Origin of the sequence: Ruegeria sp. ANG-R, assembly GCF_000813985.1 — a bacterium.
Classification (GTDB): domain Bacteria; phylum Pseudomonadota; class Alphaproteobacteria; order Rhodobacterales; family Rhodobacteraceae; genus Ruegeria.
Genome location: NZ_JWLJ01000006.1, coordinates 55,103 through 80,757, shown reverse-complemented (window position 1 = coordinate 80,757; position 25,655 = coordinate 55,103). Strand labels below are relative to the sequence as shown.

Genomic DNA, 25,655 nt, shown 5'->3' with positions numbered 1-25,655 from the left:
GCCCGGCGGCAACTGCCGGGCCTTTGACGTTCCATCAGAACCGATACGCGACCCGAAGCTGCAGTGTCGTTGCATCGACATCGACGCCTGAAGAATTAAAGTCGTCAAACTCATGATACAGAAGCTCGCCGCCAACACTGATGTTGGGGGCCACGATCTGTTCGTAGCCTGCACCGATGAACCAGCCGTTGTCGCTGCCCAGATTGTCGGTATCTGCGTCGGCATACCCGGCGGTGCCGTACAGCAGACCCTGCGGATTCACCTTGTAGCCTGCACGCGCCTTTATCCGCCAGACCTTCTCGACCGTGGCGGCGCTGGAGAGGTCGATGTTGGCCCAGTCATAGTCGAAGCCGCCACCGACGACCCAATCGCCCAGATCATAGTCGTATCCCAGGATGATACCGCCAATCGCGCCGTCTCCGTTTACGCCTGACAGATTGGTGTCGATGTCTGCATAGCCGATCTGCGCACCGCCGTAAAATCCCGTCCAGTTGCCCGAGGATTGTGCCAACGCCGATCCTGCCGCCAACATCGAGACAGTGGTGATCAGTGCCAATTTACCTGTCATCTTATGTTTCCTTTCGCTCGAAATCTGCTGCCATGTCGATATGCCGGCAGCCATATCCATGAAGCTACGGCCCGGCGCCGAGGCCGGGTCAGTGATGCTTTGTCTATTCCGAACCGTTTTTTGTGCCGGTTGTCCCGGCGCTGGCCCACTGAAGTTGGGCGCTTGTCTTTTGAATCAGATAGGTCGCGACACGGCGCGTTCAAATGACAAACGGCGGCAGATACGATCTGCCGCCGATGCAAATGGTCCGTTCAGCGAATTATTGCTGCAGTTCAGCCGGGGATTTGTCGGCGATGTTTTCCCAGTTCGCGCTGGCTTGTTCGACGAAGCCCGGGATGTCGCCTTCCCAGCGCTCCTGAATGTCCTGCGACAGGTTCAGGTACAGTTTGTCGTCAACGATTTTCCAATAGTTCGGATCACCGTCGAACTTGAAGCCCATCGCGGTGCCGAAGGCGCAGTAGCCACCGTAAGCGGGCAGATATGCCTCGGGGTTGGCTTCAAACGCGGCTTTGTTTTCTTCCGTCGCGAAACGGTACAGCGCGTCATCGTGCAGCGCGGTGATTTTGTAGTCGCCCTTTGTGGCTTCACCAACGGTGAAATAGGCAACCGGGTCATAACCCTGCAGCGCCAGACCGGTCGAGCTTGCGTTGATCTCGACGCCAGCGGCCATTGCCGAGCTTGCAATTGCAACGGACAGCGCCACGCCGCTGATGATGGATTTAAACTTGTTCATGGTTTCACCTTTCGTGAATAGGCTCGCTTAAGAGCACCGGAATTTTGCCCGGGCGAACCGGATTTGATTGCCGCAACGCCGGTAATTGGCTGTCACAAAACCCAGTTGGGGGATGGCCCGTTCACGTTCAAAGCAATCAATCGTGATTGTGCGGTCACAAATACCCGCTGTTCATTTGCGCACGTCAGGAACCAGCGCCAGAACAAAGGCCACCACCTTTTCGGGGGGCATTTCACAGGGGCGCAGCAAGGCCCCGCTTTTTGCCGTCAGATACAGGTTCAGGCTGATGTAGTCGGGCCCACCCAGCTGATGTGCCACCAGCTTGTGAGATTTGCCGCCCGCCATGATCCGGTGCGACACCACATACCTATCGTGACCGGCGGTGCCGGTGAATGTGCCTTGGGGCAGGTCGAAGATGGCGTCCAGAAAAGCGCCGGGTACCGTCACGACTTTCCGATTTTCGGTTCGGTCCCTGCCTTGATCCGGGCCAGATTGGCGCTGTGACGCCAGTAGACCAGTAGCGTCAGGGCAATCCCAAGGATGAATGTGCTGCCATCCGTCAGGACCATAATCCATGTGGTCGACAAAGCGGCCGCGGCCAGTGCGCCAACGGATGAAATGCGCCAGATCAGCGCCGCCACCAGCCATGTCAGGCAGCACGCAACACCAACACGCCAGTCCAGTGCCAGCCAGAGGCCCAGAAACGTCGCCACGCCTTTCCCGCCCCTGAAGCCCAACCAGACCGGAAAACAATGCCCAAGGAATGCCGTCAGCGCAGCTATCTGCGCAGCATCTTCACCAGCCAGCGCGCGCGCCAGCAATACAGCGACAGCACCCTTGCCCGCATCGAACAGCAATGTCAGTGCCGCCGCGGCCTTGTTCCCGGTGCGCAGGACATTGGTTGCGCCAATATTGCCCGAGCCGATCTGCCGTAGATTACCCAGCCCCATCACCCGCGCGATGATCATTCCAAACGGGATGGACCCGATCAGATATCCCAAAGCGGCCCACAGAATGAGCTGCGTTATTGTACTGTCGATCAGGGGCATCAGGCTCTCCGGTACACGTCTTGTCCAGCGACATAGGTCACGGTGACCTTACCCTGCATCCGCTGCCCGTCAAACGGCGTATTCTGAGATTTCGATCTCAGCGTAAAACGGTCCAGAACAAAAGGAACATCCGGATCGAACAGGATCAGGTCGGCCGGAGCGCCTTCGGACAAACGACCGGCTTCGAGCCCCAACCGCTTAGCCGGGTTCAGCGCCATCGCGCGGAAGAGCGTGGGCAGGTCCAGCTGTCCCGCATGATAGAGGCGCAGTGCTGCGGGCAGCAGCGTTTCCAGCGCCACCGCGCCCGAGGCCGCCTCTTCAAACGGAAGACGTTTGCTTTCTTCGTCCTGCGGAGTGTGCATGGAACTGATCGTGTCGATTAACCCGGTGCGCACCGCCTCAATCACCGCCTGCCGGTCGTCCTCGGACCGCAGCGGGGGCTTGACCTTGAAGAAGGTGCGATAGTCGGCCACGTCCAGTTCATTCAGTGTCAGGTGATGGATCGAGGTTCCGGCGGTGATGTCCAGCCCGTTGCGTTTTGCGCGTTCAAGCGCGGGCAGGGCGCGGGCGGTGGTGATCTGGTCGGCATGATAGGCCGCGCCTGTCATTTCCAGCAGTGCGATGTCGCGGTCCAGTCCCATGCGTTCAGACATAGGCGACACTGCCGGCAAACCGCGCAGGGCAGCGAACTTGCCACTGGTTGCAGCCGCCCCACTGCTGAGCCCGGGTTCTTGCGGGTGGGCAATCACCAAAGCACCGCAGGATTTCGCATAGGTCAGCGCGCGCGAGAACACTTTGGTGTTGGTGATGACGTGATCGCAATCGGTGAACGCCACGGCGCCCGCATCCTGCAGGAACCCGATCTCGGTCATCTCGCGCCCTTCGCGCCCTTTGGTCAGCGCCGCCATCGGCAGCACATTGACCGGCGCATCGGCCTGCGCGCGGCGGGTGGCAAATTCCAGCGTTTCAGGCGTGTCGATCGTCGGCAAAGTGTCAGGACGGGTAACGATGGTGGTCACACCCCCGGCAGCCGCGGCGAGACCGGCGGATTTATAGCTTTCCTTGTGCCGCTCGCCCGGCTCACAAACCTTGACGCCGATATCGACGATGCCGGGGGCGAGACATTGGCCTTCACAGTCGATTGTCTGGCTCTCGAACGCGGGAGCATCCCCGACACCACGCTTGGCAATCCGACCGCCGGAGATTTGCAGCCAACCGGTTGTGTCCGTTCCAGCTTCGGGGTCGATCAGGCGTGCATTGGTGAAGAGAATGTCGGTCATGTCGAAGCCTCGCGCGCTTGGTTGAGTGCCTTCAAAGCGGCATCAGGATCGGAAAGATGGTCAAATGAGAAAAAAAGGCCTCGGCTAAAAGTCAGCCTGCGCCGTGAGAAAAAGTATTTCAGAGATTTGTCGATTTTCAGAATCTTCGGTTTGAAAATCTCATTGATTATCCGCGCATTCTGCGTAGTCACGACATACACTCTTTGCGCCCGTACAAACCGATCTGCCCATAATGCGAACGCGATCAGCAAAGTAACACAGGTGAGTTTCCAAAACTCTCTGACGGTATCGAACAGCCACGGGCTGCTCAGCCACAAAACTATGAGCCCGAGAAACCCAGCGACGTAAGCCCAACCGTATCGGGGCGGGAAGAATCCCTGATCCGGTCGCCCGAACCATAGTATCTTTTCTCCGTCGGGTATTTGGTCACGCCACCAATCCTCAACAGTAGCCGTCATGCCAAGGCCCTTTCGATTGTTGCCTTGGTTGCTGCAGGGTCCGCCTGGTATTTGATCAGGTGCTTGTCACCGCCCTTGGTGATGATCTGCACGAAGCTGCCCATGGTGTTTACCGAAGCGATCTGATCCAGGGGCACTTTGCGCGGGCCGGGACCGGTGAGGGTCGTGCCCGTCATCTCCCACGTGGCGACCAGTTCTTCCGAGGCCAGATACCAGGCGCGCAGACCAACTGCAGCCAGCCCAGCGGGGGCGCCGGTCCAGACATAGGGGTTCCCGATCACCCACAGAACGGCCATGGCAGTAGCCATCGCGAACGCAGCCAGCCATGTGTTCGTCCGGATATAGGCGGTTCTGTCCGGCGTGAAGATCACAGGATCAGCCAAAAGGCACCTCCGATCACCAAAAGTATAATGACCGCCAACACGGCCGAGCCGATGCGCTGGGGTCGTTCGTCACGCTCAATCTCCGTCGGAGTTGCTGAAAACGGCTTGGCGCTGTCGGTGTCGATCGTGCCGCCAGACCAGTTGGTCGCCTCTTCGGTATAGAGCCCGATCAGGCGCACCCTCGGGTCCGGCGAAAGCGTTGCGGGTTGACCTTCGAACGCGGCACTGCGCAATACCATGACCCATCCTTCGACAGCGTTGAGCGCTGTCCGATCCAGTTGATCTTCGGATACGCCACAGCCCTCGTCTAGATAGCCATAAAGCCCAAGATCTTCGAGGTCTGACACCGGGAAGATGTCTATTTGTTTGGGATCTAGCCCTTCGACCCCGAGCACCTGACCAGCAGCACCCGGTTCACGCAGGAACTTGGCCTCTTCCGGGCGCATATCCAACGTGAAGAGTCGGATGACGCCACGCTCGTGAGGGGCGATGGTCAAATCACTCATGCGGCTTCTCGCGCGTTGCGGGCCAGCAGGTCCATCGCAGCCATGCGTACGGCGACACCCATTTCGACCTGCTCCTGAATGACCGACCGGTTGATGTCGTCGGCAAGCGTGCCGTCAATCTCGACCCCGCGGTTCATCGGGCCGGGGTGCATGACAATTGCATCGGGTTTGGCCAGCGCCAGCTTGGCGGCGTCCAGCCCGTAGCGATGGTAGTATTCACGTTCCGAGGGGATGAAGCCGCCATCCATGCGTTCTTTCTGAAGGCGCAGCATCATGACGACATCCACGTCTTTCAGGCCCTCATTCATATCGTCATAAATCTCGGCGCCGAAATCGGCGAACTGGCCGGGTACAAGCGTCGGTGGGCCGATCAGGCGAATGCGGTTTTCCATCTTGCCCAGAAGGATCAGGTTCGATCGCGCAACGCGGGAATGGGCGACATCTCCACAAATCGCAATGTTCAACCGGTGCAGACGGCCCTTGGCGCGACGGATGGTCAGTGCGTCCAGCAGCGCCTGCGTGGGGTGTTCGTGCCGTCCGTCACCGGCGTTCAACACGGCGCAGTTCACCTTTTGGGCCAGCAGGTCGACGGCTCCAGAATGGGGATGCCGCACCACCAGAAGATCGGGGTGCATCGCGTTCAGCGTCATTGCCGTGTCGATCAGGGTCTCGCCTTTTTTGATCGAGCTTGCCTGCATCGCCATGTTCATGACATCCGCGCCCAGCCGCTTGCCCGCGAGTTCGAAACTGGCCTGTGTTCGGGTCGAGTTCTCAAAGAACATGTTGATCTGCGTCAGGCCCGACAGCACGTCCGAATGCTTGGTCGACTGGCGGTTCAGGTCGACATATTCCTCGGCCAGATCGAGGATGGCAGTGATATCGGATTGCGACAGGTGCTCGATGCCGAGAAGGTGACGATGGGCGAAACGCATGGGGCGGGCTCCTGTCTGACAATCGGACCGCTTATAGGAAGGCGTATCGCGTGTGGCAACCTAAGGTTCCGCGCCTTCGGGCAATTTCTCGCACCCGCCTTCAGGCAGGCATCGCTCGCCGGGTTTGCACCATTTGCCGTAGCCACAATCGATGGCTTTGATCGGTACGCATCCTTGATGCGCCGAGCATTTGAAGCCGGGGCGGCACTGCGATTCGGTTTCTTCGCACAAGAACCAGCCAGGGCGAGAGCATCCGCCGCCCGGCAGGCACGATGAGCCGGCGCCACAGGTTAGGCCATCGTCACATGTAATGGCTGGTCCGGGATCGAAATCAGGTGTGTTGCGTTCACATTCTCCGCGCCCGTTACAGAAGCTGTTACCGGGGCAATCCAGACGTGAAGTGCATTTGTTCAATCCCGCAGGGGCACAGCGTGTGCCACCTGCCACGCACCGCTCAAATGGGCCACAGGTACGCCCGCCGCCGCAATAGGTGTGCCCGGGTGGGATACAGCGGCCATCAAAGCTGCAGCGTTGGCCCGCGGGGCAGCATCCGCGACCGCATTGCAATTGGCCCGGACGGCACTGGCCATGGCGGTCGTGGAAGGTTGCCTGCGCCGGGTCGCTGACTAGGGTCAGCAACAATCCAAACATGAATATTCGCAGGACCAACAACATGAATAGCTGTATGGTCGGTCTGTCTGGACGCCGAAGCAAGGTCTATTCGCTTTCCCTCGGTCAAAAGCTGGTTAGATTGAGGGTTATGGAATCGGGTTTGGATTATCATACCGCGCGGGCGCTGCTGGAATGGCAGATCGAACTGGGCGCAACAGATGCGATCGTGGATACGCCGATCGATCGCTATGCGTTGCCAGACAAAGCGGCAAAGGCGAAGAAGGCCGTCGTTGCAGAACCTCCGAAGAAACCGGAGCAAATTGACGCCGCAGCGGTTGCGCAGCGGGCGGCAAAGGCTTCCGGATCGCTGCCTGAACTGCGCGCGTCACTGGAGGCGTACGATCTGTGCGAACTCAAACGTGGTGCGCGTCAGCTTGTGTTCGCGGACGGTACACCCGGCGCACGAGTGATGATCATCGGCGAAGCACCCGGTCGAGATGAGGATCGCGAGGGCAAACCTTTTGTAGGACGCGCCGGGCAGTTGCTGGATCGGATGCTGGCTGCGATTGATCTGGATCGCACGCAAAACGTCTACATCACCAATGTCCTGCCGTGGCGACCTCCGCAAAACCGAGATCCCAAGCCCGAAGAGATTGGCATGATGAAGCCATTTCTGGAACGGCACGTGGCACTGGCCAAGCCCGATGTTCTGGTCGTGATGGGCAACATTAGCTGTCAGGCGGTTCTGGGCAAACGGGGCATTACCCGATTGCGCGGGCGCTGGGATCAGGCGCTGGACCTGCCTGTGATCCCGATGTTCCACCCTGCCTATCTGCTGCGGCAACCGCAGATGAAGCGTCAGGCGTGGGCTGATCTGTTAGAGCTGAAAGCCCGACTGGAGGCAGGTGCATGAAGGTGCTGGCATTCTCCGACCTTCATATGGCGCGCAACCGCGCCGCTGATCTGGTTGCGGCCAGTTCCGAGGCTGATCTGGTGATTGGCGCCGGAGATTTCTGCAACATGCGACGGGGATTGGACGAGGCCATGCAGATGCTTTCGGGCATCTCTGCACCGCTGGTGCTGGTGCCGGGCAATGCCGAAAGCGCGGATGAGTTGGCTGAGGCCACACCGGAAGATGTGCATGTTCTGCACGGTTCCGGCATGACCTTGGACGGTGTTCGATTGTTCGGGTTGGGCTACGGCGTCCCGCTCACGCCGTTTGGCGATTGGTCATGCGATCTGACGGAAGCCGAGGCGGCTGAAATGCTGTATCGATGTGATGGTGCTGATATCCTGATCGCGCATTCACCGCCCAAGGGTTACGGCGATGTGACGTCTGAGGGCACATCCGTCGGCTCGACCGCCGTCCGGGACGCGGTGGAGCGGATACAGCCCGATTTCGCCTTTTGTGGTCATATTCATGACAGCTGGGGCTATCGCGGTACGCTCGGTCGAACCCAAATCGCAAATCTGGGTCCGACTCTGAATTGGTTCGAGGTAAGTTCATGATCGAAACGGTAACCCTGCTGGCCTTTGTTCCAGCTGCACTGGCGCTGAATTTCACGCCCGGCGCCGATATGATGTTCTGTTTCGGGCAAGGTCTGCGAGCGGGTGCCCGGTCGGCGCTGCTGGCAAGTACGGGCGTCTCGGTCGGGTTGATGATCCACGTGTTGCTAGCGGGGCTCGGGCTTGGCGCTGCGGTATCGACCATACCGTGGCTGTTTGATGTGATCCGGTGGATGGGGGTTGCCTATCTGCTGTACCTTGCCTGGGGCGTGATCCGAAACGGGGCCATATCTGCGGACGCTCCGGTCAAACCTGCTCATTTCGCGTTTCGTGAAGGGCTGGTGGTGAACCTGACCAATCCCAAGGTTATTCTTTTCGTGCTGGCCTTCATTCCACAGTTTGTGAACCCAGCTCTTGGCTCAGTTCTGCTGCAGTTCCTGACATTCGGCGCGATTATCACCCTGGGCAGCATGTTGGTAAACGGGCTGGTGGGCATCTTTGCGGGCGGGGCAGGGCGGATACTCGTCTCGAACCCGCGTGCTTCTCGCATTGTGGGCTGGATCACAGGCGGTATCTTCACTGCGCTCGCTATCCGGCTTGCCATCATGGAAAGGGCCTGACGCCGTATGTCACGCATTGACGAAACCCTTAAGTTCATCCCAGTCCGTATCGCCGTTCTGACCGTCTCGGACACCAGATCGCTGGACGAGGACCGTTCGGGCCAGACGCTTGTGGATCGGATCGAAAAGGCAGGGCACGCGGTGGCTGATCGAAAGATCATACAGGATGAGCGTACCGAGATCGCGAGCCAGCTGCGCCTGTGGATTGCCGATCCCGAGATTGATGTCGTGATTTCGACCGGCGGCACGGGCCTGACGGGCCGAGACGTGACCGTCGAGGCGCATCGGGACGTCTATGAAAAGGAAATCGAGGCCTTTGGTACCGTCTTCACCATCGTTTCGATGGAAAAGATCGGTACCTCAGCCGTGCAGTCCCGCGCGACGGGCGGTGTAGCGGGCGGCACCTATCTGTTTGCGCTGCCGGGTAGCCCGGGGGCCTGCAAGGATGCGTGGGACGCGATTTTGGAAAAACAGTTCGATTATCGCCACCGGCCCTGTAATTTCGTGGAAATAATGCCCAGATTGGACGAACATCTGCGACGGAAGTAGACTGGCTCTGCGTTTAACGCATCATAACCGCTTTGTGGCTTGGCATTTTTTGCGACCCGGCTACCTTTGCGGAAGGCAGCATGTGCGACCTGAGGTGAGTGACAGATGCGATTCCTGCGGCAAAGCCTTGTCGGTGTTTTCCTGGCGTTTCTGACGCTGGGCCTGTTGCTTGTTGCCGCACAGATGATCACCGGCGCGGTCCAGGACATGCTGACCCGTGACAATCAGGCACCCGAGGGGCGTGAACGGATATTTGCCGTGAGTGTCAGAACGGCTGAACCGGAAACCATCACGCCGTATCTGGAGGCTTTTGGTCAGGTGCAAAGCCGCCGTCGGCTGGAGCTGCGTGCGGCGCTGGGCGGTCGCGTCATATCATTGGCGGAAGATTTCGAAGATGGCGGCACGGTGGCAGCAGGTGAATTGCTGGTCGAGCTCGATCCCGCCGACATGCAATCGGCGCTGGATCGCGCCAAGTCGGATCTGCTGGATGCCCAGTTCGAGGAGCGTGACGCCGAGCGTTCGTTGCTGCTGGCGCAGGACGAGTTGAAGTCGGCCGAGGCGCAGGCCGAGCTGCGAGACCGGGCGTTACAACGTCAGCAGGATCTGCAGACGCGCGGAGTTGGCGCGGCCGCGAGCGTGGAAGAGGCGGAACTGGCCGCGACCTCCGCGCATCAGGCGGTTCTGGCACGTCGGATTGCGCTGGCTCAGGCAGAATCCCGGGTCGATCAGGCCACTACTCTGTTTGCCCGCGCCCGCATCGCGCTGGAAGGGGCCGAACGTGACCTGGAAGACATGACGATCCATGCCGGGTTTGACGGAACGCTGACGGGGGTAACCCTGGTCGAAGGGCGGCTTGTCTCGGCCAACGAAAAGCTGGCGGAACTGGTGGACCCCAATTCGCTTGAAGTGGCCTTTCGCGTTTCGACTGCACAATATGTGCGTCTGCTCGACGTGCAAGGTGATCTTGTCGCAGCGCCAGTCACCATATCGCTTGAAGTGACGGGGGCAGACTTGAAGGCAACCGGACGTATCAGCCGCGACAGCGGCTCGGCAGGTGAAGGGCAGACAGGGCGCCTGATCTATGCCCGTCTGGACGATGCGCCGGGATTCAAGCCAGGAGATTTCGTTACGGTTTCAATCGAAGAACAGCCGTTGGACAATGTGGTGCGTATGCCCTCATCGGCTTTGGATGCTGCGGGCAATGTTCTGGTATTGGGCCCCGGCGACCGGTTGGAGCCCATACCTGTGCAACTGGTGCGCCGACAGGGCGATGAGGTTCTGTTACGGGGTGCCGGGCTAGCGGGCCGTGAGGTTGTGATTGGCCGCACGCCGTTGCTGGGCTCTGGCGTACGCGTGCGTCCTCTGCGCGTCGAGGCAAGGATCGAAAGCGACCCGGAAATGGTAGAGCTGTCGGACGCAAAGCGCGCCCAGCTTGTGGCGCAGGTCGAGGCCAGCCAGCGCATGTCGCAGGACGTCAAGGATCAGGTTCTGGGGCAGTTGCGTGATGCGAAGGTACCTGCGTCTCTGTTGCGACGCCTTGATGAAAATCGGGCCGGAGGCTAGGCTCCATGATCCGCGATATTCCCAATGCGGCGGGCGGAATCCTCAGTTATTTCACCCGGCATCGCACGGCCGCCAATCTGTTGCTTCTGGTGATGCTGGTGCTGGGTGCAGCGGCGGTCCCGAGTATGCGGGCGCAGTTTTTCCCGGATGTGATCCTTGAACGCGTCGATGTGAATGTCGAGTGGGAGGGGGCAGGTCCCGAGGATGTCGACAACGGCATTATACAGCTTCTCGAACCTGCGCTACTGGCGGTCGAAGGAGTTGCCAGCACCGAATCCACCTCGCGCGAGGGCTCGGCCAACATCCGGCTGGAATTTGAGCCCAATTGGGAGATGTCCCGTGCGGTTGAAGAGGTCAGGACTGCCGTCGATGGAGTAACCAACCTGCCCGACGACGCCGAAGAGCCCACCATCCGGCGCGGTGCTTGGCGGGATCGGGTGACCGATGTCGTCATTACCGGACCGATCGAGGCCGAGCAGCTCGCCAAATTCACCGATGAACTGATCAACCGCCTCTTTGCGGCGGGGGTTACGCGCACAACGATACGGGGGCTTGCCGCGCCGCGCGTGGTGGTGGAGGTGCCCACTGCACAGTTGATCGCCAACGACATCGCGATGTCCGATATCGCCTCGGCCATCGCGGCCGAGGTTACGGCGAATCCCGCGGGGGATGTCTCTGGCGCCAACGCGCGTATTCGTACTGGCGCTGAAAAGCGTTCACCCGAAGAGATTGAGGGCATTGCTCTGCGCACCTTTGCCGACGGATCGAAGTTGGTTGTGGGCGATGTGGCGCAAATCCGGGTCGAAGGTGTCACCCGCAATCGCAGTTACTATGTCGGGGACAATCCTGCCATGTCGATCCGCGTCGACCGGTCCAATCTGGGCGATGCGATTGGTATACAGCGTTCGGTCGAGGACGTGGTGCGGGACATGCAGGTCAGCCTGCCCGAAGGCATTACGGTCGAGCTGATCCGCACCCGTGCGCAGGCCATCACTGACCGGCTGGATATTCTGGTGGATAACGGCCTGGTTGGTCTCGGTCTTGTTGTCTGCCTGCTGTTCCTGTTCCTCAATGCACGGATCGCTTTTTGGGTGGCAGCAGGTATCCCCGTGGCGATGTCGGCGGCGATCGCACTGATGTATCTGGGCGGCCTGTCAATCAACATGGTGTCGCTGTTTGGTCTGATCATCACGTTGGGCATTGTCGTGGATGACGCCATTGTGGTGGGCGAACACGCCGATTTCCGTGCGCGGCGGTTGGGCGAGGCTCCGATGGTTGCCGCTGAACGTGCCGCGCGCCGTATGGCGATGCCGGTCTTTGCAGCAACGGTTACCACTGTTATCGCGTTCTTTGGTCTAACCGCCATCGGTGGCCGGTTTGGTGAACTCATCCGGGATATTCCCTTTACCGTCATCGCCGTTCTGATTGCCTCGCTGATCGAGTGCTTCCTGATTCTGCCCAATCATATGGCCCATGCCATTGCGCATTCGGCCAAGGAGCACTGGTATGACTGGCCCAACCGGGTCGTGAATCGGGGTTTTCGCTGGGTGCGTGACAACCTGTTCCGGCCTTTGGTCGCATGGGTGGTTTGGGCGCGCTATGTGGTCGTCGCGCTCATGGTGGTGATCCTGGCCAGCCAGATCGCATTGTTTATCCGGGGTGACGTGAACTGGCGGTTCTTCAACGCGCCCGAGCGTGGCTCGGTCACGGGCAATTTCATCATGGTCGAAGGTGCCACCCGCGCCGAGACACTGGAAATGATGCGGATGGTGCAACAGGCCACCGAAGAGCTTGGAGAGATTTACGAAGAGAGGCATGGCCAGAACCCGATCGAATACGTTTTAGCCGAAGTTGGTGGATCGGCAGGATGGGGGCTGCGTGCGGCGGATGGAAAGGACAGCGATCTGCTGGGCGGTATCTCTATCGAACTGATCGATGCCGACCTGCGCCCTTATTCCAGTTTTGAGTTTGTGGGAGAGCTGCAGGATTTCGTCCCCCGCCATCCGAAGGTCGAACTGCTCAGTTTCCGCGGCTGGCGCTCAGGCCCGGGTGGCGATTCAATCGACGTTCAGTTTTACGGTGCGGATGTGAACACGTTGAAATCCGCGTCCGAGGATCTGCAAACGGAATTGTCCAAATACACCGAAGTTTCTGCGCTTGAAGACAATCTGGCTTATGACAAGGAGGAGTTTATTCTGGACCTGACTGCCCAGGGTCAGGCGCTGGGCTTCCGCATCGAAACACTGGGCCGCGTGCTGCGAAACCGGCTGAATGGAATTGAGGCCGCGACGTTCCCGGATGGTCCACGCAGCACTGAAATTCGCGTGGAACTGCCCGAGGGTGAGCTGACGGCGGACTTCCTTGAACGCACTCTGATGCGCACACCCGATGGTGTCTATGTTCCGCTGGCAGACATTGTCTCGGTCGAGCGTAAGTCGGGTTTCTCGACGGTTCGGCGCGAAAACGGCCTGCGGGTGATTTCGGTGAACGGCGATATCTCAGAAGACGACCCGGCGCAGGCCGCCGAGATCGCGCGGGCCATGCGTGAAGAGATACTGCCAAACATCGCCGCCGAACGTCAGGTTGAATGGCGCATGGCGGGGTTGAGCGAGCAGGAAGATGAATTCCTGTCCGAGGCCCGCACAGGGCTGATCTTATGTCTGACCGGGATTTATCTGGTGCTGGCTTGGGTTTTTGCCAGCTGGACGCGGCCCTTGGTGGTGATGGCGATCATTCCGTTCGGCCTCGTCGGTGCAATCTGGGGGCATTACATCTGGGGAGTGCCGCTGAGCATGTTCACCGTTGTAGGCCTGCTAGGCATGACCGGCATCATCATCAACGACTCGATTGTTCTGGTGACGACCATCGATGGATACCAGCAGGAACGCGGGCTGGTGCCGTCGATAGTCGAGGGCACAGCAGACCGATTGCGACCCGTGATGCTGACCACGCTGACCACAGTGCTGGGGCTGACTCCATTGATGTATGAAAGCTCACAGCAGGCGCAGTTCCTCAAGCCGACAGTGATTACTTTGGTTTATGGGCTGGGTTTTGGAATGGTCCTGATCCTACTGCTGGTGCCGGCGCTCCTAGCGATCCTGAACGATGTCTCGCGTCCGATGATAGCCATGCGCCGCGCTTTGCGTGCACCCGATCGGGTGGTGCGTGTTGCCGTTTGCGTAACCGGTGCCGCGCTGGCGGTCTGGCTCGGGGTATCAATGATCTGGCCCGCTTTGGCGGGCGCCCCTTTGGGCTTGCTGGCGGGGTTCTACCCCGGCGCAGATGGTTTGAGTATTCTGCAAATGGGTCTCGGCGTCTTTGCCGTTGGTGCGGTCTTGATCCTGCTGTTGGGGGTGGTCCTGTCGGGCCTGCTTTATGCCCGACTTTCAGGCAGGGCAGAGGTCTGACTGGCGTTCAAAGCCATGCGTAACAGATCGGGGACTCGGTCGCTCATCGGCAAATCTCCACGGGAGATTCTGTCAGTCGAAAACCAGCGCGCATCCCTAGCGTCATCCGCTGCGACCGGCGTGCCCGAGACATAGCGGCAGGCAACACCGACCAGCAGGTAGTGCGCCCTGATTTGCCCGTCCGGCTCACGCAGCAGCAGGTCGAGATTGTCGAGATACCCCAGTGGCTCGGCGATAACGCCGGTCTCTTCCAGCAATTCCCGTGCCGCTGCTTCCAGAACCGTTTCGCCCCACTCCACATGCCCACCGGGAAACCCCCAGAGGCCCGCGTCGGGTTGTTTGTTGCGTTGAACCAGAAGAACCTGCCCCTGATGCAAGACCACGGCCAGAGCACCGATCTTTGGGGTTTGCCTCATGCGGTCAACCCGCGCTGCACCCGAGGATATCAACCGCATGGTTTGAGCCAAGTACGGTGATGCGGACTTCGGACCGGTCCAGCGCAAACGGACCGCCTGAAGCGCTGATAACCTCGGATCGGGCGACTAGCGTATTGCCCCGCCGACCCGTTTCGGATTGCGATGCCCAGAGCGTAGGATTGCCGGGCTCGATGACGGCGACTTCTGCGCCGCCTGCTGACGGCATGGTGATATGCGCCTCAATCCGCATCCCGTCCGCCGTAGGTGTCAGTCGGCAAGTTGCCTCTGCTACCCCGGCCTCGCGCGCGGAAAACGGCCGTTGGGCCAGCGCAGCGGCAATCGCCGGGTTGCGTCCGGCATTGGCGTCCAGAGTATGGTCGAAATCCAGACGGCCCGGTACGCAGACATCCTTGCAGACGCCCAGATCCATCTCGCCCCGCAACCGCACCGGCTTGGCGGGGTTTTTGGGGGTTATTTCGACGGGCAGGACCAGCTGATTCTCATACCCGATGGATTGCAGCCCGTTTTGATCGAAGATTTTCGGTGCAGGCCAGGTGATCGCGACGTCGCCGACATTGCGGGATTTGCTCCAATCGAACTGCGGCGGAATGCCCGCGTCCCCGGGGGAACGCCAATAGGTTTTCCACCCGTCCTTCAAAGTCAGATGCAATGCGCCCTGATAGGTGCCGTTGTCGGATTTACCACCATCGAGCACTTCAAGCCGCACAAGCTGATCCACGCCTTGCGCAAAGGCCGCAAAGCCCGGGCAAAGGCTTGCGGTCAAGGCAATAGCGAAGGGTTTCCAAAGCTTCATCATACCGGGAAGATGCGCATTCTGACCGAGAATGCCAAGTCACGTTCCGGTCACCCGGGTGAAATACGCGGAAATCCCGGCTGATCCCTTGCCATTCCCCGGCCCACAGGGTCATTCTAGGGTGAACCTGAGCGCAAGAGATGTCTGCTGATGGACCTTACGGGAAAACTGTTGATAGCGATGCCCGGCATGGGCGATCCGCGATTCGAGCATTCGGTCGTCTATATCTGCAGCCATGGTGAGGATGGTGCGATGGGGCTGATCGTCAACAAGCCCTCGGACCTGCGGATCAAGACTTTGCTGGAACAGCTCAATATTCCCTGCCGCATTCCGGTGGTGGGGGAACGTCTGGTCCAGTTTGGCGGCCCGGTCGAGATGTCGCGCGGTTTTGTTCTGCACAGCGCGGACTACGAAGCGAATCTCCATTCGATGCAGATTTCCGAAGATTTCAGCATGACCGCAACTCTGGATGTGCTCGAGGATCTGGCCTCGGGCAAGGGGCCGCTGAATTCGATGCTGGCGCTGGGTTATTCCGGTTGGGGGCCAGATCAGCTTGAGGATGAGATTGCCATGAATGGCTGGCTGACCACCGAGGCGTCTTCGAAACTGGTCTTTGATGTACCGGATGACGAGAAATGGGAAGCCGCTTTGGCCACGCTCGGGGTCGATCCGCTGACGCTCTCTGCCAGCGCGGGGCGGGCCTAATCGCGCGGGGCTGCGGCGCGGCGCAGACGGTCGTTGATGGCTGCGCCCAACCCATGGTCGGGAATCGGTGATACGGCAATCGGACGACCTGTTTCGTTCAGCTTGTGCAGGGCGGCAAACAGATTGGCCGCCGCCTCGGACAGGGTGCTGCTTTCAGACAGGTTCAGGTCACACGTGACCGGGCCAAAACCCAGTAATACTTCATCTCCTTGAACCGACCCTGCGTTCAGGCGGACCGGCGCATCCGGCGCGTAGTGGGATTGCAGCTGCCCCGGCGCGGTCAGCAGGTCGCCGGGTTGATGGTGATGCAGTTCCGTCTGCAGCACCTCTTCGATCTGTTCCAGGGCGATACCACCGGGACGCAACAGAGCAGGGGTTCCTGCCAGACCCACAATGGTGGATTCGAGCCCAACCCCGCAGGGCCCATCGTCCAGAATAGCAGCGATGCGCCCCTCCAGCCCGGTTCGGACATGGGCCGCCGTGGTCGGGCTGATCTGGCCCGACGGGTTGGCCGAAGGGGCTGCTACCGGGCCATCGAACGCCGCAAGCAACGCCCGCGCTGTGGGATGCGCAGGCACGCGGACGGCCAGAGTGTCCAACCCCGCCGTCACCAGCGACGATATCCCGTGGTCGGCACGCAGAGGCAGGACCAAGGTCAGTGGTCCGGGCCAGAAGGCTTTCGCAAGCTGTTCGGCCTGATCAGTCCACTCGACGAACCGTTTCGCGGTCTCGGTTGAGGCGACATGAGCAATTAGCGGGTTGAAGCTGGGCCGCCCCTTGGCCTCGTAGATCGCAGCGACGGCTTCTCCGTTTCGCGCATCTCCGCCGAGGCCATAGACAGTCTCGGTCGGGAAGGCGACCAGTAACCCCTGCCGCAGCAGGTCAGCGGCTTTGGCGATGCCGTCGGTGTCCGCTGATAAGTCTTGAGTGCCGAGAAGGGTCATAGGTCGTGACGCCGCGTTTTGGTTGCTTGCAGTTCCGGTAACGGTAGGTAATCGTGCCAGCCCAGATGAATACCGGCGTGGGGCCGGGATTCCAACCCCACGCAATGAACATGTCATACCCAGAGGGAAACCATGCCCTATCGTGCCCCGATCTCAGACTATGAATTCCTGTTCCGCAACGTGATCGGATTTGACCAGATCGCCGCGACCGAGAAGTTCTCGGAAGCCAGCGAAGACGTGGTCAGCGCCATTCTGACCGAAGCCGGAAAGATGTGCGAAGAGGTTATGGCCCCGCTGCAGCGCCCCGGCGATCTGGAGCCCGCGCGGTTGGAAAACGGCGTGCTGCGGACCTCTCCGGGCTACGCGGAAGGATGGAAAGCAATCGCCGAAGGCGGCTGGATCGGGATGAGCGGTGATCCCGAATATGGCGGCATGGGCCTGCCCATGACCATGACCACCGCCGTGAACGAGATGATGAGCGCGGCGTGCCTGTCGCTGCAACTCGCCCCGTTGATGACCCAAGGCCAGATCGAGGCGCTGGAGCATCACGCAAGCGATGAATTGAAAGCGCTCTATTTGCCCAAGATGATGGCGGGTGAGTGGTCAGGCACCATGAACCTGACCGAACCGCAGGCTGGCTCGGATGTCGGAGCGCTGACATCGAAGGCCGAGGATAACGGCGATGGCACCTATTCGGTGACTGGGCAGAAGATCTATATCTCTTGGGGCGACAATGACTTTGCCGAGAACATCTGCCATCTGGTTTTGGCCCGTCTGCCAGACGGTGTGCCGGGGACCAAAGGGATTTCGCTATTTCTGGTCCCGAAATTCATCCCTGATGAGAACGGCAATCCCGGCGTAGCCAATGATCTGAAGGTCGTCTCGCTGGAACACAAGATGGGCCTGCACGGCTCGCCCACCTGCGTGATGCAATATGACGGGGCCAAGGGCTGGCTGATCGGAAAGGAACATGGCGGCATGGCTGCAATGTTCACCATGATGAACAACGCCCGTCTGGGCGTTGGCGGCGAAGGCGTTGGGGTGGCCGAGGGTGCCTATCAGCACGCGCTGGCCTATGCGCTGGAGCGCAAACAAGGCAAGACGCCCTCGGGCACCATCATTGATCACGCTGATGTACGGCGGATGCTGATCTCGATGCGCGCGGATGTGTTTGCCGCACGGGCGATCATGCTGGCCAATGCCGCCGCGATCGACATGGCGCAGGCCACGGGCGATGCGGATTGGGCGGCGCGGGCGGCCCTGCTAACGCCGATCTGCAAGGCCTTTGGAACCGAAACCGGGATGCGCGTCTCCGAGACCGGCGTGCAGGTGCATGGCGGTATGGGCTTCATCGAAGAAACCGGCGCCGCGCAGTATTACCGCGATGTCCGCGTGACTGCGATTTATGAAGGCACCAACGGTATTCAGGCCATGGACCTCGTCGCTCGTAAAATGATGGATGGGGGCGAGGCGGCCTCGAACCTGCTGGATGAAATCGAGGATCAGGCCGAGAAAGCCCGCGCCACGATGCCGGAACTTGCCGGTCCTGTTTGGGAAGCCACCGAGTCTCTTCGGGAAGCCACTGAATGGCTGGTGGCGCAGTCAGACATGAACACCCGGTTCGCCGGGGCCGCCGCGTACCTCAAGGCCTTCGCACGGGTTCTGGGCGGGCATTATCACCTGTCGGCGGCCTTGGCCGACCCCGAGGGTCCGCGCGCCAAGCTGGCGCGGTTCTACATCAACGCGCTGCTGCCGGAACATACGGGCCTGTTGGCGCAGGCGCAGAACGGGGCCGCTGACCTCTATGCGCTAAGCGCCGACGAGCTGGCGGTCTGATGGACGGTGAGGGGCCTCAGGTGATGCGCTATCCGTGGTCGGAACCGCCCGCGCCGGGCGAATGGGTCGAGGTCGCCGAGGGGGTTTTGTGGATCAGGTTGCCTCTGCCCATGGCGCTAGATCACGTGAATGTCTACGCGCTGGATGATGGTGATGGCTGGACGGTGGTCGATACCGGGCTGTCTTCGAAGAAGACGCGTGCCATCTGGCAGACCCTGATGGAGGGTCCTTTGGGTGGTAAACCCGTTCATCGGGTTGTCGTGACGCATCACCATCCCGACCATGTCGGCAATGCGGGATGGTTCCAGTCAGAACACGGTGCTGAGCTTGTCACCAGCCGCACCGCATGGCTGTTCGCCCGGATGCTGACGCTGGACGTGCAGGAGAACTGGCCGAAGGAAACGCTCGATTACTACCGCGGCGCCGGGATGGATGCGGATGTGCTGGCGGGCCGGATGGCTGAACGTCCCTTCAACTTTGCCGACACCGTCTACCCCATGCCGCTGGGCTTTACCCGTGTCAAACAAGGCGACGTGATACGCATGGGCGGGCGTGACTGGGATGTTCATATGGGCAACGGCCACGCGCCCGAACACTGTACCTTTTGGAGCCGTGACGACAATCTGGTGTTGACCGGAGATCAGATTCTCAGCTCGATCAGTTCAAACCTGGGTGTCTATGCGACCGAGCCGATGGCAGACCCGGTGGCCGATTGGCTGGAAGCCTGCGAACGTCTGCAGCCTTTGGCCCGCCCTGATCATCTGGTGTTGGGCGGGCACAAGCTGCCCTTCACGGGATTGCCCGTTCGAATGCGTCAGTTGATCGACAACCATCACAGCGCGCTCGACCGTTTGCTGAACGACCTCGACCAACCCAAAACTGCCGCCGAATGCTTTGCCCCGCTGTTCAAGCGCCCGATCAAAGGCGGCGAATACGGCCTCGCGCTGGTCGAGGCGGTTGCACATGTGAACCATCTCTACCACATTGGAGCGGTCACCCGGACGCGCCGCGCGGACGGGGCGTGGGAGTATCAGCGCAAAGGGTAGAGCAATGCAGGACCAGATCGAAACCTCAGCCGAGGCGGCGGAATCCGCAGCTTTGCCCCGCTGCTACGAGGTGCACGCCAACCCGGATGCGGCGTCGGGCAGCAAGGACCTGCCGAAGCCCCTGCAAAAGCCGGTTGAAACCAAAAGCCCGGCGCAGTGGGCCTATGAGCGACTGATCATGTATATCCAGAACTTCGAAAAGACGCTGGATGGCGATCACGAGGTCGCCATGGGCTTTACCGGCGGTGACGCAGGTGTGATGCGGATCGAAGGGATGGGTTATTTCGATCCCGATATCATCACCTTCTACGGCTCGGATGCGACCGGGGCCAAAACGCAGCTGGTGCAGCATGTCAGCCAGCTGAATGTGATGTTGCGCGCCTTACCCAAGACGGTCGAGGATAAACCGGCCAACCGCATCGGCTTTCGCCTTGCGGCGGATCTGGAAGAAAGCTGACAGCATCCCTTGCAATTCACATGTGCGCAGCCTTGAATGAGAGCATCATTCAGGAGTGCGCCGCGTGACCAATTTCGTAACCGTTACAAACGCCTATCGGGGGGCCTGGGCGCGGCGGCGTGTCTTTGTGCCGATCTATCTGGCGGTGCGGCTTCTTTTGGTGGCCCTGATCGCGCCCGGGGTGGCCATTGCGGTCAATCTGGCCGTTTCGCTTTCGGATCAGTCCGCGCTGACGGATCAGGACATCGCCATGTTCCTGCTGTCGCCCGCCGGGTTCATCGCGGCGGTTGCCGTTCTCAGCCTGTTCCTGCTGGCCGAGGTTTTCGTCTTCTCGGTCATGGCCGGGTCGCTTCGGATGGGCGAACGCGATCCCTGGCGCGCGGGCAGTGCTTCGATCCGTTTGATTCTGACACGCCTGCTTGCGCTTTTCGGGTTCGCCGCGCGGTTTATTCTGCGTGTTTTGCTGCTGGCTCTGCCTTTTGTGCTTGTGGCCGGGGTGATCGCGTGGTGGACGCTGACGGAATACGACATCAACTATTACCTGACCTTCCACCCGCCCTCGTTTTGGGTCGCGGTGGTGCTGATCGGTTTTGTCGTGCTGTGTCTGGTCTGGGTCCTGATCCGCAGGCTCTCGGCCTGGGCGCTGGCGCTGCATCTGGTTCTCTTTGAGGAATGCAAACCCGCCGAAGCCTTTGCAATCAGCGCAGATCGGATGGCGGGCAAACGTGGCCGGCTCAAGATCGAGCTGGGCCTGTGGCTGATCCTGCGTCTGGCCATTGCGTCGCTGATCGCTGTTGTCGCCGGTGTGTTGTTCGACCTTGTGCCGCTGCAACAGAGCGCGAATCTGCGCTTTGCGCTGATCCTCAGTTTCATTGTCGCGGGGCTGTGGTCGCTGGCGGGGTTGGTATTGGCGGCCATTGCGCTGGGCGCATTGGCGGTTTTGCTGGACGGGTTCTTTGATGAGCAGGGCCGAGAGGTGCCGCATCCCGAACCCGGTAATCTACGCGCGCCGCTCTATGCGGTGGTCGGTGGCGCGGTTGTCGCCCTGCTGATCGGCCTCTGGTCCGGGCAGGAGTTGCTGGAGCGCGTTCAGGCCCCCGATCATGCGGATGTCATCGGCCATCGGGGTGCGGCGGCTTTGAGACCCGAAAACACCATGGCCTCGGTCTTGAAGGCCATCGAAGACGGGGCGGATTGGGTTGAGATCGACGTGCAGGAGACCGCTGATGGCGTAGTCATTATTGCTCACGACAGCGACTTCATGAAATTGGCAGGCGTGCCGCTTAAGGTCTGGGACGCAACCATGGAGGATGTCGCCGAGATCGATATCGGCAGCTGGTTCGGTCCGGAATACGCTTCGGAACGCGCGCCGACGTTGTATGACGTGCTGGAGGCCGCCAAGGGCAAGGCCAAGGTCATTATCGAACTGAAATACTACGGCCACGACGTCGATCTGGAAAACCGCGTGGCGGCGATTGTCGAAGAACTGGAGATGCAGGACGATATCGCCACGATGTCGCTGAAATACCCCGCCGTGCAGAAGATGAAAGCGTTGCGTCCCGATTGGCGCGCGGGTGTTCTTGCTGCGACCGCGATTGGCGACTTGTCGGGACTTGAGGGCGATTTCGTGGCGGTCAATGCAGCGACGGTTTCGCCCGGTCTGATCCGCTCGGTCCACGACGCGGGCAAGGATATCTATGTCTGGACGGTGAATGACCCGCTGCAGATGTCGGCCATGGCCTCGATGGGGGTCGACGGGCTGATCACGGATCGTCCGGCGATGGCCCGCGAAGTGCTGCGGGTCCGCGCCGAGATGGGGCCGGGCGAGCGGCTGATGCTCTGGCTCGCGACGACTTTTGGCCTGTCCATCGATACCTCTGAGATGCGTGATGAAAGCCCCTAGGCTGGCCGTTGTTCTGGCCTGTTGCGCGCTGCCCGCCGCCGCGCAGGACCTGATGCGTAGCGTCGAGATACCCGCGCACCGGGCACTGATGGCCGCTGTCGGGAACGCCGACCTGACGCCGTTTGAAACCGATGGCTGCTCAGGCGGGCTTTCCTCAAGCTGGCGACTGGTGGCCCAGACATTTCCCGATTTCAGCCTGCTTTATGAGGCGCATCCCCCATGGGAATACTGCTGTGTCACCCATGATCGCGCCTATCACGATGCGGGCGGCGCCTCGCAGGCGGATGCCAGTTTTGATGCCCGCCTTGCGGCCGATGACAAGCTTCGCGCTTGCGTCAAAGCCCATGGCGAGACCCATGCCGTTGAATACGCCAAACGTTATGACATGACGCCTGATCAGATTATCTCGGTTCATTCGATCACCTCCGAGGCAATGTATATGGCCGTGCGCTTTGGCGGCGGCCCCTGCAGCGGTCTGCCGTGGCGCTGGGGGTTCGGCTATCCGGGATGCTCGGTTTTTGCCGCGCCTGCGCGCGAATGACGTCGTGACAGGCCCCGCATTTTGCATTATCCAACATTTCAAACACGCGAATTGGGATTCTTTGAGACATGGCTGAACACAAGCACGGCGAGATGGACATCACCGTTCAAACCAAAACCTTTGACGGGTTCGTCAAGTTCACCACATGGTGCGTGGTGGCAATCATTTTCCTTTGCATTTTCCTGGCGGTTTTCGCGGCTTAATCCGATCAGAGGCGCCCCCTTGTTCAGGATACTGATAGCCTGCCTGCTGGCAGCAACCGTGGCAGGCTGTACCGGGTCGCAGCGCCCGCAGGCCGATCCGTCCGAAATCGTGGCCCGATCCTATCGCGATCCGGGGCCATCAACCCTGACGCTTTATACGATGATCAACACGCGGACCGGTTCGGGTGCGCATACCTCGTTGATGATCAGCGGCAGCGAACGGGTGATTTTTGATCCTGCGGGATCATTCCGGGCGGATGTCGTGCCGATCAGGAATGACGTTTTGTACGGCATCACCCCAAATGTCGAGCGTGCGTATCGCAGCAGCCACGCGCGTGAAACGCATTATGCGCGCATTCAGACCATCGAAGTGACGCCGCAACAGGCAGAAATCGCGCTGCAACTGGCCAAGCAGATGGGGCCGGTGGCAGGCGCTTTCTGTGCGAATTCAACCTCGCAGCTATTGCAGCAGGTGCCGGGGTTCGGGCAGATCAGCACCACGTTCTATCCGGTGAAGCTGTCCGACGAATTCGGCCAGATTCCCGGGGTTGTGACCACGGAATACCGTGAAAGCGACTCGGCTGATCTGCAGCAGGGACTGGCTGCGAATAACGCGCGCCTCAATCAGCTCGAAGCGGCATCAACCAACTAGGTAGAGCAGACCGTAGAGCGTGGCGGCCCCGGAAAAGATGGCCGCCAGCACGTTTTTCGTCGCAAACCCGACAGTCAGCGCCACCGCAGCCGCTGCCATACGCGGCAGATCCGGCTGCCCGTCAGTGGCCGAGGGCCACACCACCAGCGGCGCGATCAGCGCTGGGATGATAGCCACCGCAGTATAGCGCAGATGGCGCAACAGCCAGGGTGGCATTGGTCGATCTCCGACCAGCCCGATGAAGGTGAATCGCAGAAGGTAGCTGCCGACCGCAAGACCGACGATGATGATCCAGATGGTGGTGGTGTCGATCTGGGTCATGATTTGCTCCGTTCCAGCATCAACTCGGTCTGCGCCCCGGCGATCATGCCTGCTGCGCCCGCGATCAGAAGGCCCAGGTTGAACGGCACGGCCACCGTCAGCAGGGCCACAACGATCGCAACCAGTGCGGCAACCACATGGGCCAGCGTTCGCATCATCGGCCCGATCATCGCCAGAAAAGTGATAGGGAGGGCAAAGTCCAGCGCCCAGCTGTCTGGTATCTGCGTGCCCAGTACCGCCCCCAGATACGTGCCAAGCACCCACAGCGGCGTGATCGGCGTAACCGAGCCAACGAAATAGACCATCCGCTGTGGCACAGACATATCGGGCTCTTTTTCGAACCGCGCTATCGAACAGGCATAAGACTGGTCCACGATCAAATAGGCGGCACAAGCCCGCTGCCACAGAGGTGCCGCCCCCAGATAAGGTGTCAGCGAGGCGGAGTACATCGCAACCCGCAGGTTTACGGCCAGTGCCGAGATCAGGACAATCACCGTGGGTGTGTTATCCTGCAAAAGCTGGAGCGCGGTAAATTGCGCCGCCCCGGCGAACACTGTTGCGGAAAAAGCCATTGTCTGGACGACATCCAGCCCGGCCTCGGTGGCAAAGACGCCGAACAGAAGGCCGAAGGGCATAGCGACGAACACGAAAGGTGTTCCGTCGCGAAAACCTTTCCAGAAGTATGACTTGGGTGTGGCGGTGGCCATGGCTAAATCCTATGGTGACGCGAGCAGCAGTATCCGTCTTGTGAAAGGGTTGCAATTGGCCTCGGAAATCGACCTCTCGGACTACCTCATCGCGCCCGATCCCGGCGCGGCCCACCTGACCCGCGCGGTTGAAGGCGTGGATCAGAATGGGGAGCTCAGCCAGATTTCGGTGGTTGAGGAGCGGCCTTTGACGATTTTCCTCAATGCGCAGGAAATCGTGACGGCGATGACCATTGGCGACTATCCCGAATATCTTGCGCTGGGTTTTCTGCGCAATCAGGGCATGTTGTTGGCAGATGATCAGATCACTCGGGTCGAATATGACGACGATCTGGAAACCGTGGTCGTGCGCACTGCACGCGAGACGTCGTATGAGGACAAGCTGAAAAAGAAAACCCGCACCAGCGGTTGCGCCGTGGGTACTGTTTTTGGCGACATGATGGAGGGGCTCGAGGATGTACGCCTGCCACAGGTCTCGGTGCGGACTTCATGGCTGTATGATTTGGCCGCCAAGATTAACCGCACCCCGTCGCTTTATCTCGAGGCCGGTGCGATCCATGGCACGGTGCTGTGCCACGAGGGCCGCCCGCTAGTCTATATGGAAGACGTCGGCCGCCATAATGCGGTCGACAAGATCGCGGGCTGGATGCTGTCCGAAGGCGAGGGCGCTGCCGACAAGATTCTCTATACCACGGGTCGCCTGACCTCGGAGATGGTCATCAAAACGGCGATGATGGGTATCCCGGTACTCGCTTCGCGGTCGGGTTTCACCGCCTGGGGCGTCGAGATCGCCCGTGAAGTCGGTCTGACCCTGATCGGCCGTATGCGCGGGCAGCGGTTTGTTTGCCTGTCGGGCGAAGACCGTTTGATGCGCGACGTTGATCCGGCGACGGTGGTGGTCGAGGATAAGAAGCATCACAGGAAGAGTGCCAATGGCTGAGCAA

28 protein-coding genes are annotated in these 25,655 nt (G+C 60.3%); 15 read left to right on the top strand and 13 right to left on the bottom strand.

Going from position 1 to position 25,655, the window contains the following annotated elements; all coding sequences use genetic code 11:
* Positions 1–34: 34 nt before the first annotated feature.
* From RA27_RS14830 to RA27_RS14790, 8 genes are all read right to left on the bottom strand, one after another.
* Positions 35–568: a porin family protein gene (locus RA27_RS14830; protein ID WP_039541249.1), complete on the bottom strand. Its 534-nt coding sequence runs from the start codon at positions 566–568 to the stop codon at positions 35–37.
* 259 nt (positions 569–827) lie between these two features.
* The gene (locus RA27_RS14825; RefSeq protein WP_039540612.1) at positions 828–1,301 is read right to left on the bottom strand and encodes a YHS domain-containing (seleno)protein; all 474 of its coding nucleotides are present in this window, start codon (positions 1,299–1,301) and stop codon (positions 828–830) included.
* 171 nt (positions 1,302–1,472) lie between these two features.
* The gene (locus tag RA27_RS14820; protein ID WP_039540609.1) at positions 1,473–1,748 is read right to left on the bottom strand and encodes a hypothetical protein; all 276 of its coding nucleotides are present in this window, start codon (positions 1,746–1,748) and stop codon (positions 1,473–1,475) included.
* Positions 1,745–2,350: a glycerol-3-phosphate 1-O-acyltransferase PlsY gene (plsY, locus tag RA27_RS14815; RefSeq protein ID WP_039540606.1), complete on the bottom strand. Its 606-nt coding sequence runs from the start codon at positions 2,348–2,350 to the stop codon at positions 1,745–1,747. The genes RA27_RS14820 and plsY overlap by 4 nt, the downstream gene beginning before the upstream one ends.
* Positions 2,350–3,630, bottom strand: a complete 1,281-nt coding sequence (gene pyrC, locus RA27_RS14810; RefSeq protein ID WP_039540604.1) for a dihydroorotase — start codon at positions 3,628–3,630, stop codon at positions 2,350–2,352. The genes plsY and pyrC overlap by 1 nt, the downstream gene beginning before the upstream one ends.
* 454 nt (positions 3,631–4,084) lie before the next feature.
* Entirely contained in the window at positions 4,085–4,471 is a 387-nt protein-coding gene (locus tag RA27_RS14800) for a hypothetical protein (RefSeq protein ID WP_193746523.1), read from the bottom strand.
* Positions 4,456–4,977, bottom strand: coding sequence for a hypothetical protein (locus RA27_RS14795; RefSeq protein ID WP_039540598.1), 522 nt, complete (start codon positions 4,975–4,977; stop codon positions 4,456–4,458). The genes RA27_RS14800 and RA27_RS14795 overlap by 16 nt, the downstream gene beginning before the upstream one ends.
* Complete coding sequence (locus RA27_RS14790) at positions 4,974–5,909, bottom strand: aspartate carbamoyltransferase catalytic subunit (protein WP_039540596.1); 936 nt, start codon at positions 5,907–5,909, stop codon at positions 4,974–4,976. The genes RA27_RS14795 and RA27_RS14790 overlap by 4 nt, the downstream gene beginning before the upstream one ends.
* Before the next feature lie 760 nt (positions 5,910–6,669).
* On the opposite strand from RA27_RS14790, the gene RA27_RS14785 reads away from it, so the two are divergent.
* The 6 genes from RA27_RS14785 to RA27_RS14760 all read left to right on the top strand — a co-directional run bounded on the left by RA27_RS14785 (position 6,670) and on the right by RA27_RS14760 (position 14,166).
* Positions 6,670–7,434: a uracil-DNA glycosylase gene (locus tag RA27_RS14785; RefSeq protein ID WP_039540594.1), complete on the top strand. Its 765-nt coding sequence runs from the start codon at positions 6,670–6,672 to the stop codon at positions 7,432–7,434.
* On the top strand, positions 7,431–8,030 hold the full coding sequence (locus tag RA27_RS14780; RefSeq protein WP_039540591.1) for a metallophosphoesterase family protein: 600 nt from the start codon (positions 7,431–7,433) through the stop codon (positions 8,028–8,030). The genes RA27_RS14785 and RA27_RS14780 overlap by 4 nt, the downstream gene beginning before the upstream one ends.
* Positions 8,027–8,647 (top strand): LysE family translocator, encoded by a 621-nt coding sequence (locus tag RA27_RS14775; protein ID WP_039540589.1) that lies wholly within the window; start codon positions 8,027–8,029, stop codon positions 8,645–8,647. The genes RA27_RS14780 and RA27_RS14775 overlap by 4 nt, the downstream gene beginning before the upstream one ends.
* 6 nt (positions 8,648–8,653) lie before the next feature.
* A complete protein-coding gene (gene moaB / locus RA27_RS14770) occupies positions 8,654–9,196 on the top strand; it encodes a molybdenum cofactor biosynthesis protein B (protein WP_039540586.1) in 543 nt (180 codons plus the stop codon).
* 105 nt (positions 9,197–9,301) lie between these two features.
* Positions 9,302–10,759 carry an HlyD family efflux transporter periplasmic adaptor subunit gene (locus RA27_RS14765; protein ID WP_039540583.1) on the top strand — a complete coding sequence of 486 codons (1,458 nt, stop codon included), beginning with the start codon at positions 9,302–9,304 and terminating at the stop codon, positions 10,757–10,759.
* A 5-nt stretch (positions 10,760–10,764) separates the two neighbouring features.
* Positions 10,765–14,166: an efflux RND transporter permease subunit gene (locus RA27_RS14760; protein ID WP_039540581.1), complete on the top strand. Its 3,402-nt coding sequence runs from the start codon at positions 10,765–10,767 to the stop codon at positions 14,164–14,166.
* Here the strand turns inward: RA27_RS14760 and RA27_RS14755 are convergent.
* Positions 14,133–14,582 (bottom strand): NUDIX hydrolase, encoded by a 450-nt coding sequence (locus RA27_RS14755; protein WP_039541244.1) that lies wholly within the window; start codon positions 14,580–14,582, stop codon positions 14,133–14,135. The two genes, RA27_RS14760 and RA27_RS14755, sit on opposite strands and share 34 nt — an antisense overlap.
* A gap of 4 nt (positions 14,583–14,586) precedes the next feature.
* Positions 14,587–15,399, bottom strand: a complete 813-nt coding sequence (locus RA27_RS14750) for a protein-disulfide reductase DsbD domain-containing protein (RefSeq protein ID WP_039540578.1) — start codon at positions 15,397–15,399, stop codon at positions 14,587–14,589.
* Between the two features lie 147 nt (positions 15,400–15,546).
* On the opposite strand from RA27_RS14750, the gene RA27_RS14745 reads away from it, so the two are divergent.
* Complete coding sequence (locus RA27_RS14745; protein ID WP_039540573.1) at positions 15,547–16,101, top strand: YqgE/AlgH family protein; 555 nt, start codon at positions 15,547–15,549, stop codon at positions 16,099–16,101.
* On the opposite strand, the gene RA27_RS14740 is transcribed toward RA27_RS14745, so the two are convergent.
* Positions 16,098–17,045 carry an L-threonylcarbamoyladenylate synthase gene (locus RA27_RS14740; protein WP_039540570.1) on the bottom strand — a complete coding sequence of 316 codons (948 nt, stop codon included), beginning with the start codon at positions 17,043–17,045 and terminating at the stop codon, positions 16,098–16,100. The two genes, RA27_RS14745 and RA27_RS14740, sit on opposite strands and share 4 nt — an antisense overlap.
* A gap of 132 nt (positions 17,046–17,177) precedes the next feature.
* Here RA27_RS14740 and RA27_RS14735 point away from each other — a divergent pair, with 132 nt between their 5' ends.
* The 7 genes from RA27_RS14735 to RA27_RS14705 all read left to right on the top strand — a co-directional run bounded on the left by RA27_RS14735 (position 17,178) and on the right by RA27_RS14705 (position 23,683).
* Entirely contained in the window at positions 17,178–18,881 is a 1,704-nt protein-coding gene (locus RA27_RS14735) for an acyl-CoA dehydrogenase (RefSeq protein ID WP_039540567.1), read from the top strand.
* Entirely contained in the window at positions 18,881–19,927 is a 1,047-nt protein-coding gene (locus RA27_RS14730; RefSeq protein WP_039540565.1) for an MBL fold metallo-hydrolase, read from the top strand. The genes RA27_RS14735 and RA27_RS14730 overlap by 1 nt, the downstream gene beginning before the upstream one ends.
* 4 nt (positions 19,928–19,931) lie before the next feature.
* A complete protein-coding gene (locus RA27_RS14725) occupies positions 19,932–20,384 on the top strand; it encodes a DUF6173 family protein (RefSeq protein ID WP_039540563.1) in 453 nt (150 codons plus the stop codon).
* A gap of 64 nt (positions 20,385–20,448) precedes the next feature.
* Entirely contained in the window at positions 20,449–22,287 is a 1,839-nt protein-coding gene (locus tag RA27_RS14720) for a glycerophosphodiester phosphodiesterase family protein (RefSeq protein ID WP_039541241.1), read from the top strand.
* Entirely contained in the window at positions 22,274–22,828 is a 555-nt protein-coding gene (locus tag RA27_RS14715; RefSeq protein ID WP_052265303.1) for a hypothetical protein, read from the top strand. The genes RA27_RS14720 and RA27_RS14715 overlap by 14 nt, the downstream gene beginning before the upstream one ends.
* A gap of 68 nt (positions 22,829–22,896) precedes the next feature.
* Positions 22,897–23,031, top strand: coding sequence for an aa3-type cytochrome c oxidase subunit IV (locus tag RA27_RS14710; RefSeq protein WP_039540561.1), 135 nt, complete (start codon positions 22,897–22,899; stop codon positions 23,029–23,031).
* Between the two features lie 19 nt (positions 23,032–23,050).
* Complete coding sequence (locus RA27_RS14705; RefSeq protein WP_052265302.1) at positions 23,051–23,683, top strand: hypothetical protein; 633 nt, start codon at positions 23,051–23,053, stop codon at positions 23,681–23,683.
* Here RA27_RS14705 and RA27_RS14700 read toward each other — a convergent pair.
* A complete protein-coding gene (locus RA27_RS14700) occupies positions 23,672–24,004 on the bottom strand; it encodes an AzlD domain-containing protein (protein ID WP_039540559.1) in 333 nt (110 codons plus the stop codon). The genes RA27_RS14705 and RA27_RS14700 overlap by 12 nt on opposite strands.
* The gene (locus RA27_RS14695) at positions 24,001–24,711 is read right to left on the bottom strand and encodes an AzlC family ABC transporter permease (RefSeq protein WP_039540558.1); all 711 of its coding nucleotides are present in this window, start codon (positions 24,709–24,711) and stop codon (positions 24,001–24,003) included. Before RA27_RS14695 ends, RA27_RS14700 begins: the two co-directional genes overlap by 4 nt.
* Here RA27_RS14695 and RA27_RS14690 point away from each other — a divergent pair.
* Positions 24,710–25,651: a formate dehydrogenase accessory sulfurtransferase FdhD gene (locus RA27_RS14690; RefSeq protein WP_241484080.1), complete on the top strand. Its 942-nt coding sequence runs from the start codon at positions 24,710–24,712 to the stop codon at positions 25,649–25,651. The two genes, RA27_RS14695 and RA27_RS14690, sit on opposite strands and share 2 nt — an antisense overlap.
* Positions 25,652–25,655: the final 4 nt, after the last annotated feature.

Bases quoted from the DNA above. Each gene is read 5' to 3' on its own strand.
- RA27_RS14730 (WP_039540565.1), top strand. From the start codon at position 18,881: ATGGACGGTGAGGGGCCTCAGGTGATGCGCTATCCGTGGTCGGAACCG.
- RA27_RS14725 (WP_039540563.1), top strand. From the start codon at position 19,932: ATGCAGGACCAGATCGAAACCTCAGCCGAGGCGGCGGAATCCGCAGCT.
- RA27_RS14735 (WP_039540567.1), top strand. From the start codon at position 17,178: ATGCCCTATCGTGCCCCGATCTCAGACTATGAATTCCTGTTCCGCAAC.
- RA27_RS14780 (WP_039540591.1), top strand. From the start codon at position 7,431: ATGAAGGTGCTGGCATTCTCCGACCTTCATATGGCGCGCAACCGCGCC.
- RA27_RS14765 (WP_039540583.1), top strand. From the start codon at position 9,302: ATGCGATTCCTGCGGCAAAGCCTTGTCGGTGTTTTCCTGGCGTTTCTG.
- RA27_RS14760 (WP_039540581.1), top strand. From the start codon at position 10,765: ATGATCCGCGATATTCCCAATGCGGCGGGCGGAATCCTCAGTTATTTC.
- moaB (WP_039540586.1), top strand. From the start codon at position 8,654: ATGTCACGCATTGACGAAACCCTTAAGTTCATCCCAGTCCGTATCGCC.
- RA27_RS14830 (WP_039541249.1), bottom strand. From the start codon at position 568: ATGACAGGTAAATTGGCACTGATCACCACTGTCTCGATGTTGGCGGCA.
- RA27_RS14750 (WP_039540578.1), bottom strand. From the start codon at position 15,399: ATGATGAAGCTTTGGAAACCCTTCGCTATTGCCTTGACCGCAAGCCTT.
- RA27_RS14825 (WP_039540612.1), bottom strand. From the start codon at position 1,301: ATGAACAAGTTTAAATCCATCATCAGCGGCGTGGCGCTGTCCGTTGCA.
- RA27_RS14755 (WP_039541244.1), bottom strand. From the start codon at position 14,582: ATGAGGCAAACCCCAAAGATCGGTGCTCTGGCCGTGGTCTTGCATCAG.
- plsY (WP_039540606.1), bottom strand. From the start codon at position 2,350: ATGCCCCTGATCGACAGTACAATAACGCAGCTCATTCTGTGGGCCGCT.
- RA27_RS14700 (WP_039540559.1), bottom strand. From the start codon at position 24,004: ATGACCCAGATCGACACCACCACCATCTGGATCATCATCGTCGGTCTT.
- RA27_RS14790 (WP_039540596.1), bottom strand. From the start codon at position 5,909: ATGCGTTTCGCCCATCGTCACCTTCTCGGCATCGAGCACCTGTCGCAA.
- RA27_RS14690 (WP_241484080.1), top strand. From the start codon at position 24,710: ATGGCTAAATCCTATGGTGACGCGAGCAGCAGTATCCGTCTTGTGAAA.
- RA27_RS14745 (WP_039540573.1), top strand. From the start codon at position 15,547: ATGGACCTTACGGGAAAACTGTTGATAGCGATGCCCGGCATGGGCGAT.
- pyrC (WP_039540604.1), bottom strand. From the start codon at position 3,630: ATGACCGACATTCTCTTCACCAATGCACGCCTGATCGACCCCGAAGCT.
- RA27_RS14695 (WP_039540558.1), bottom strand. From the start codon at position 24,711: ATGGCCACCGCCACACCCAAGTCATACTTCTGGAAAGGTTTTCGCGAC.
- RA27_RS14715 (WP_052265303.1), top strand. From the start codon at position 22,274: ATGAAAGCCCCTAGGCTGGCCGTTGTTCTGGCCTGTTGCGCGCTGCCC.
- RA27_RS14785 (WP_039540594.1), top strand. From the start codon at position 6,670: ATGGAATCGGGTTTGGATTATCATACCGCGCGGGCGCTGCTGGAATGG.
- RA27_RS14740 (WP_039540570.1), bottom strand. From the start codon at position 17,045: ATGACCCTTCTCGGCACTCAAGACTTATCAGCGGACACCGACGGCATC.
- RA27_RS14775 (WP_039540589.1), top strand. From the start codon at position 8,027: ATGATCGAAACGGTAACCCTGCTGGCCTTTGTTCCAGCTGCACTGGCG.
- RA27_RS14795 (WP_039540598.1), bottom strand. From the start codon at position 4,977: ATGAGTGATTTGACCATCGCCCCTCACGAGCGTGGCGTCATCCGACTC.
- RA27_RS14710 (WP_039540561.1), top strand. From the start codon at position 22,897: ATGGCTGAACACAAGCACGGCGAGATGGACATCACCGTTCAAACCAAA.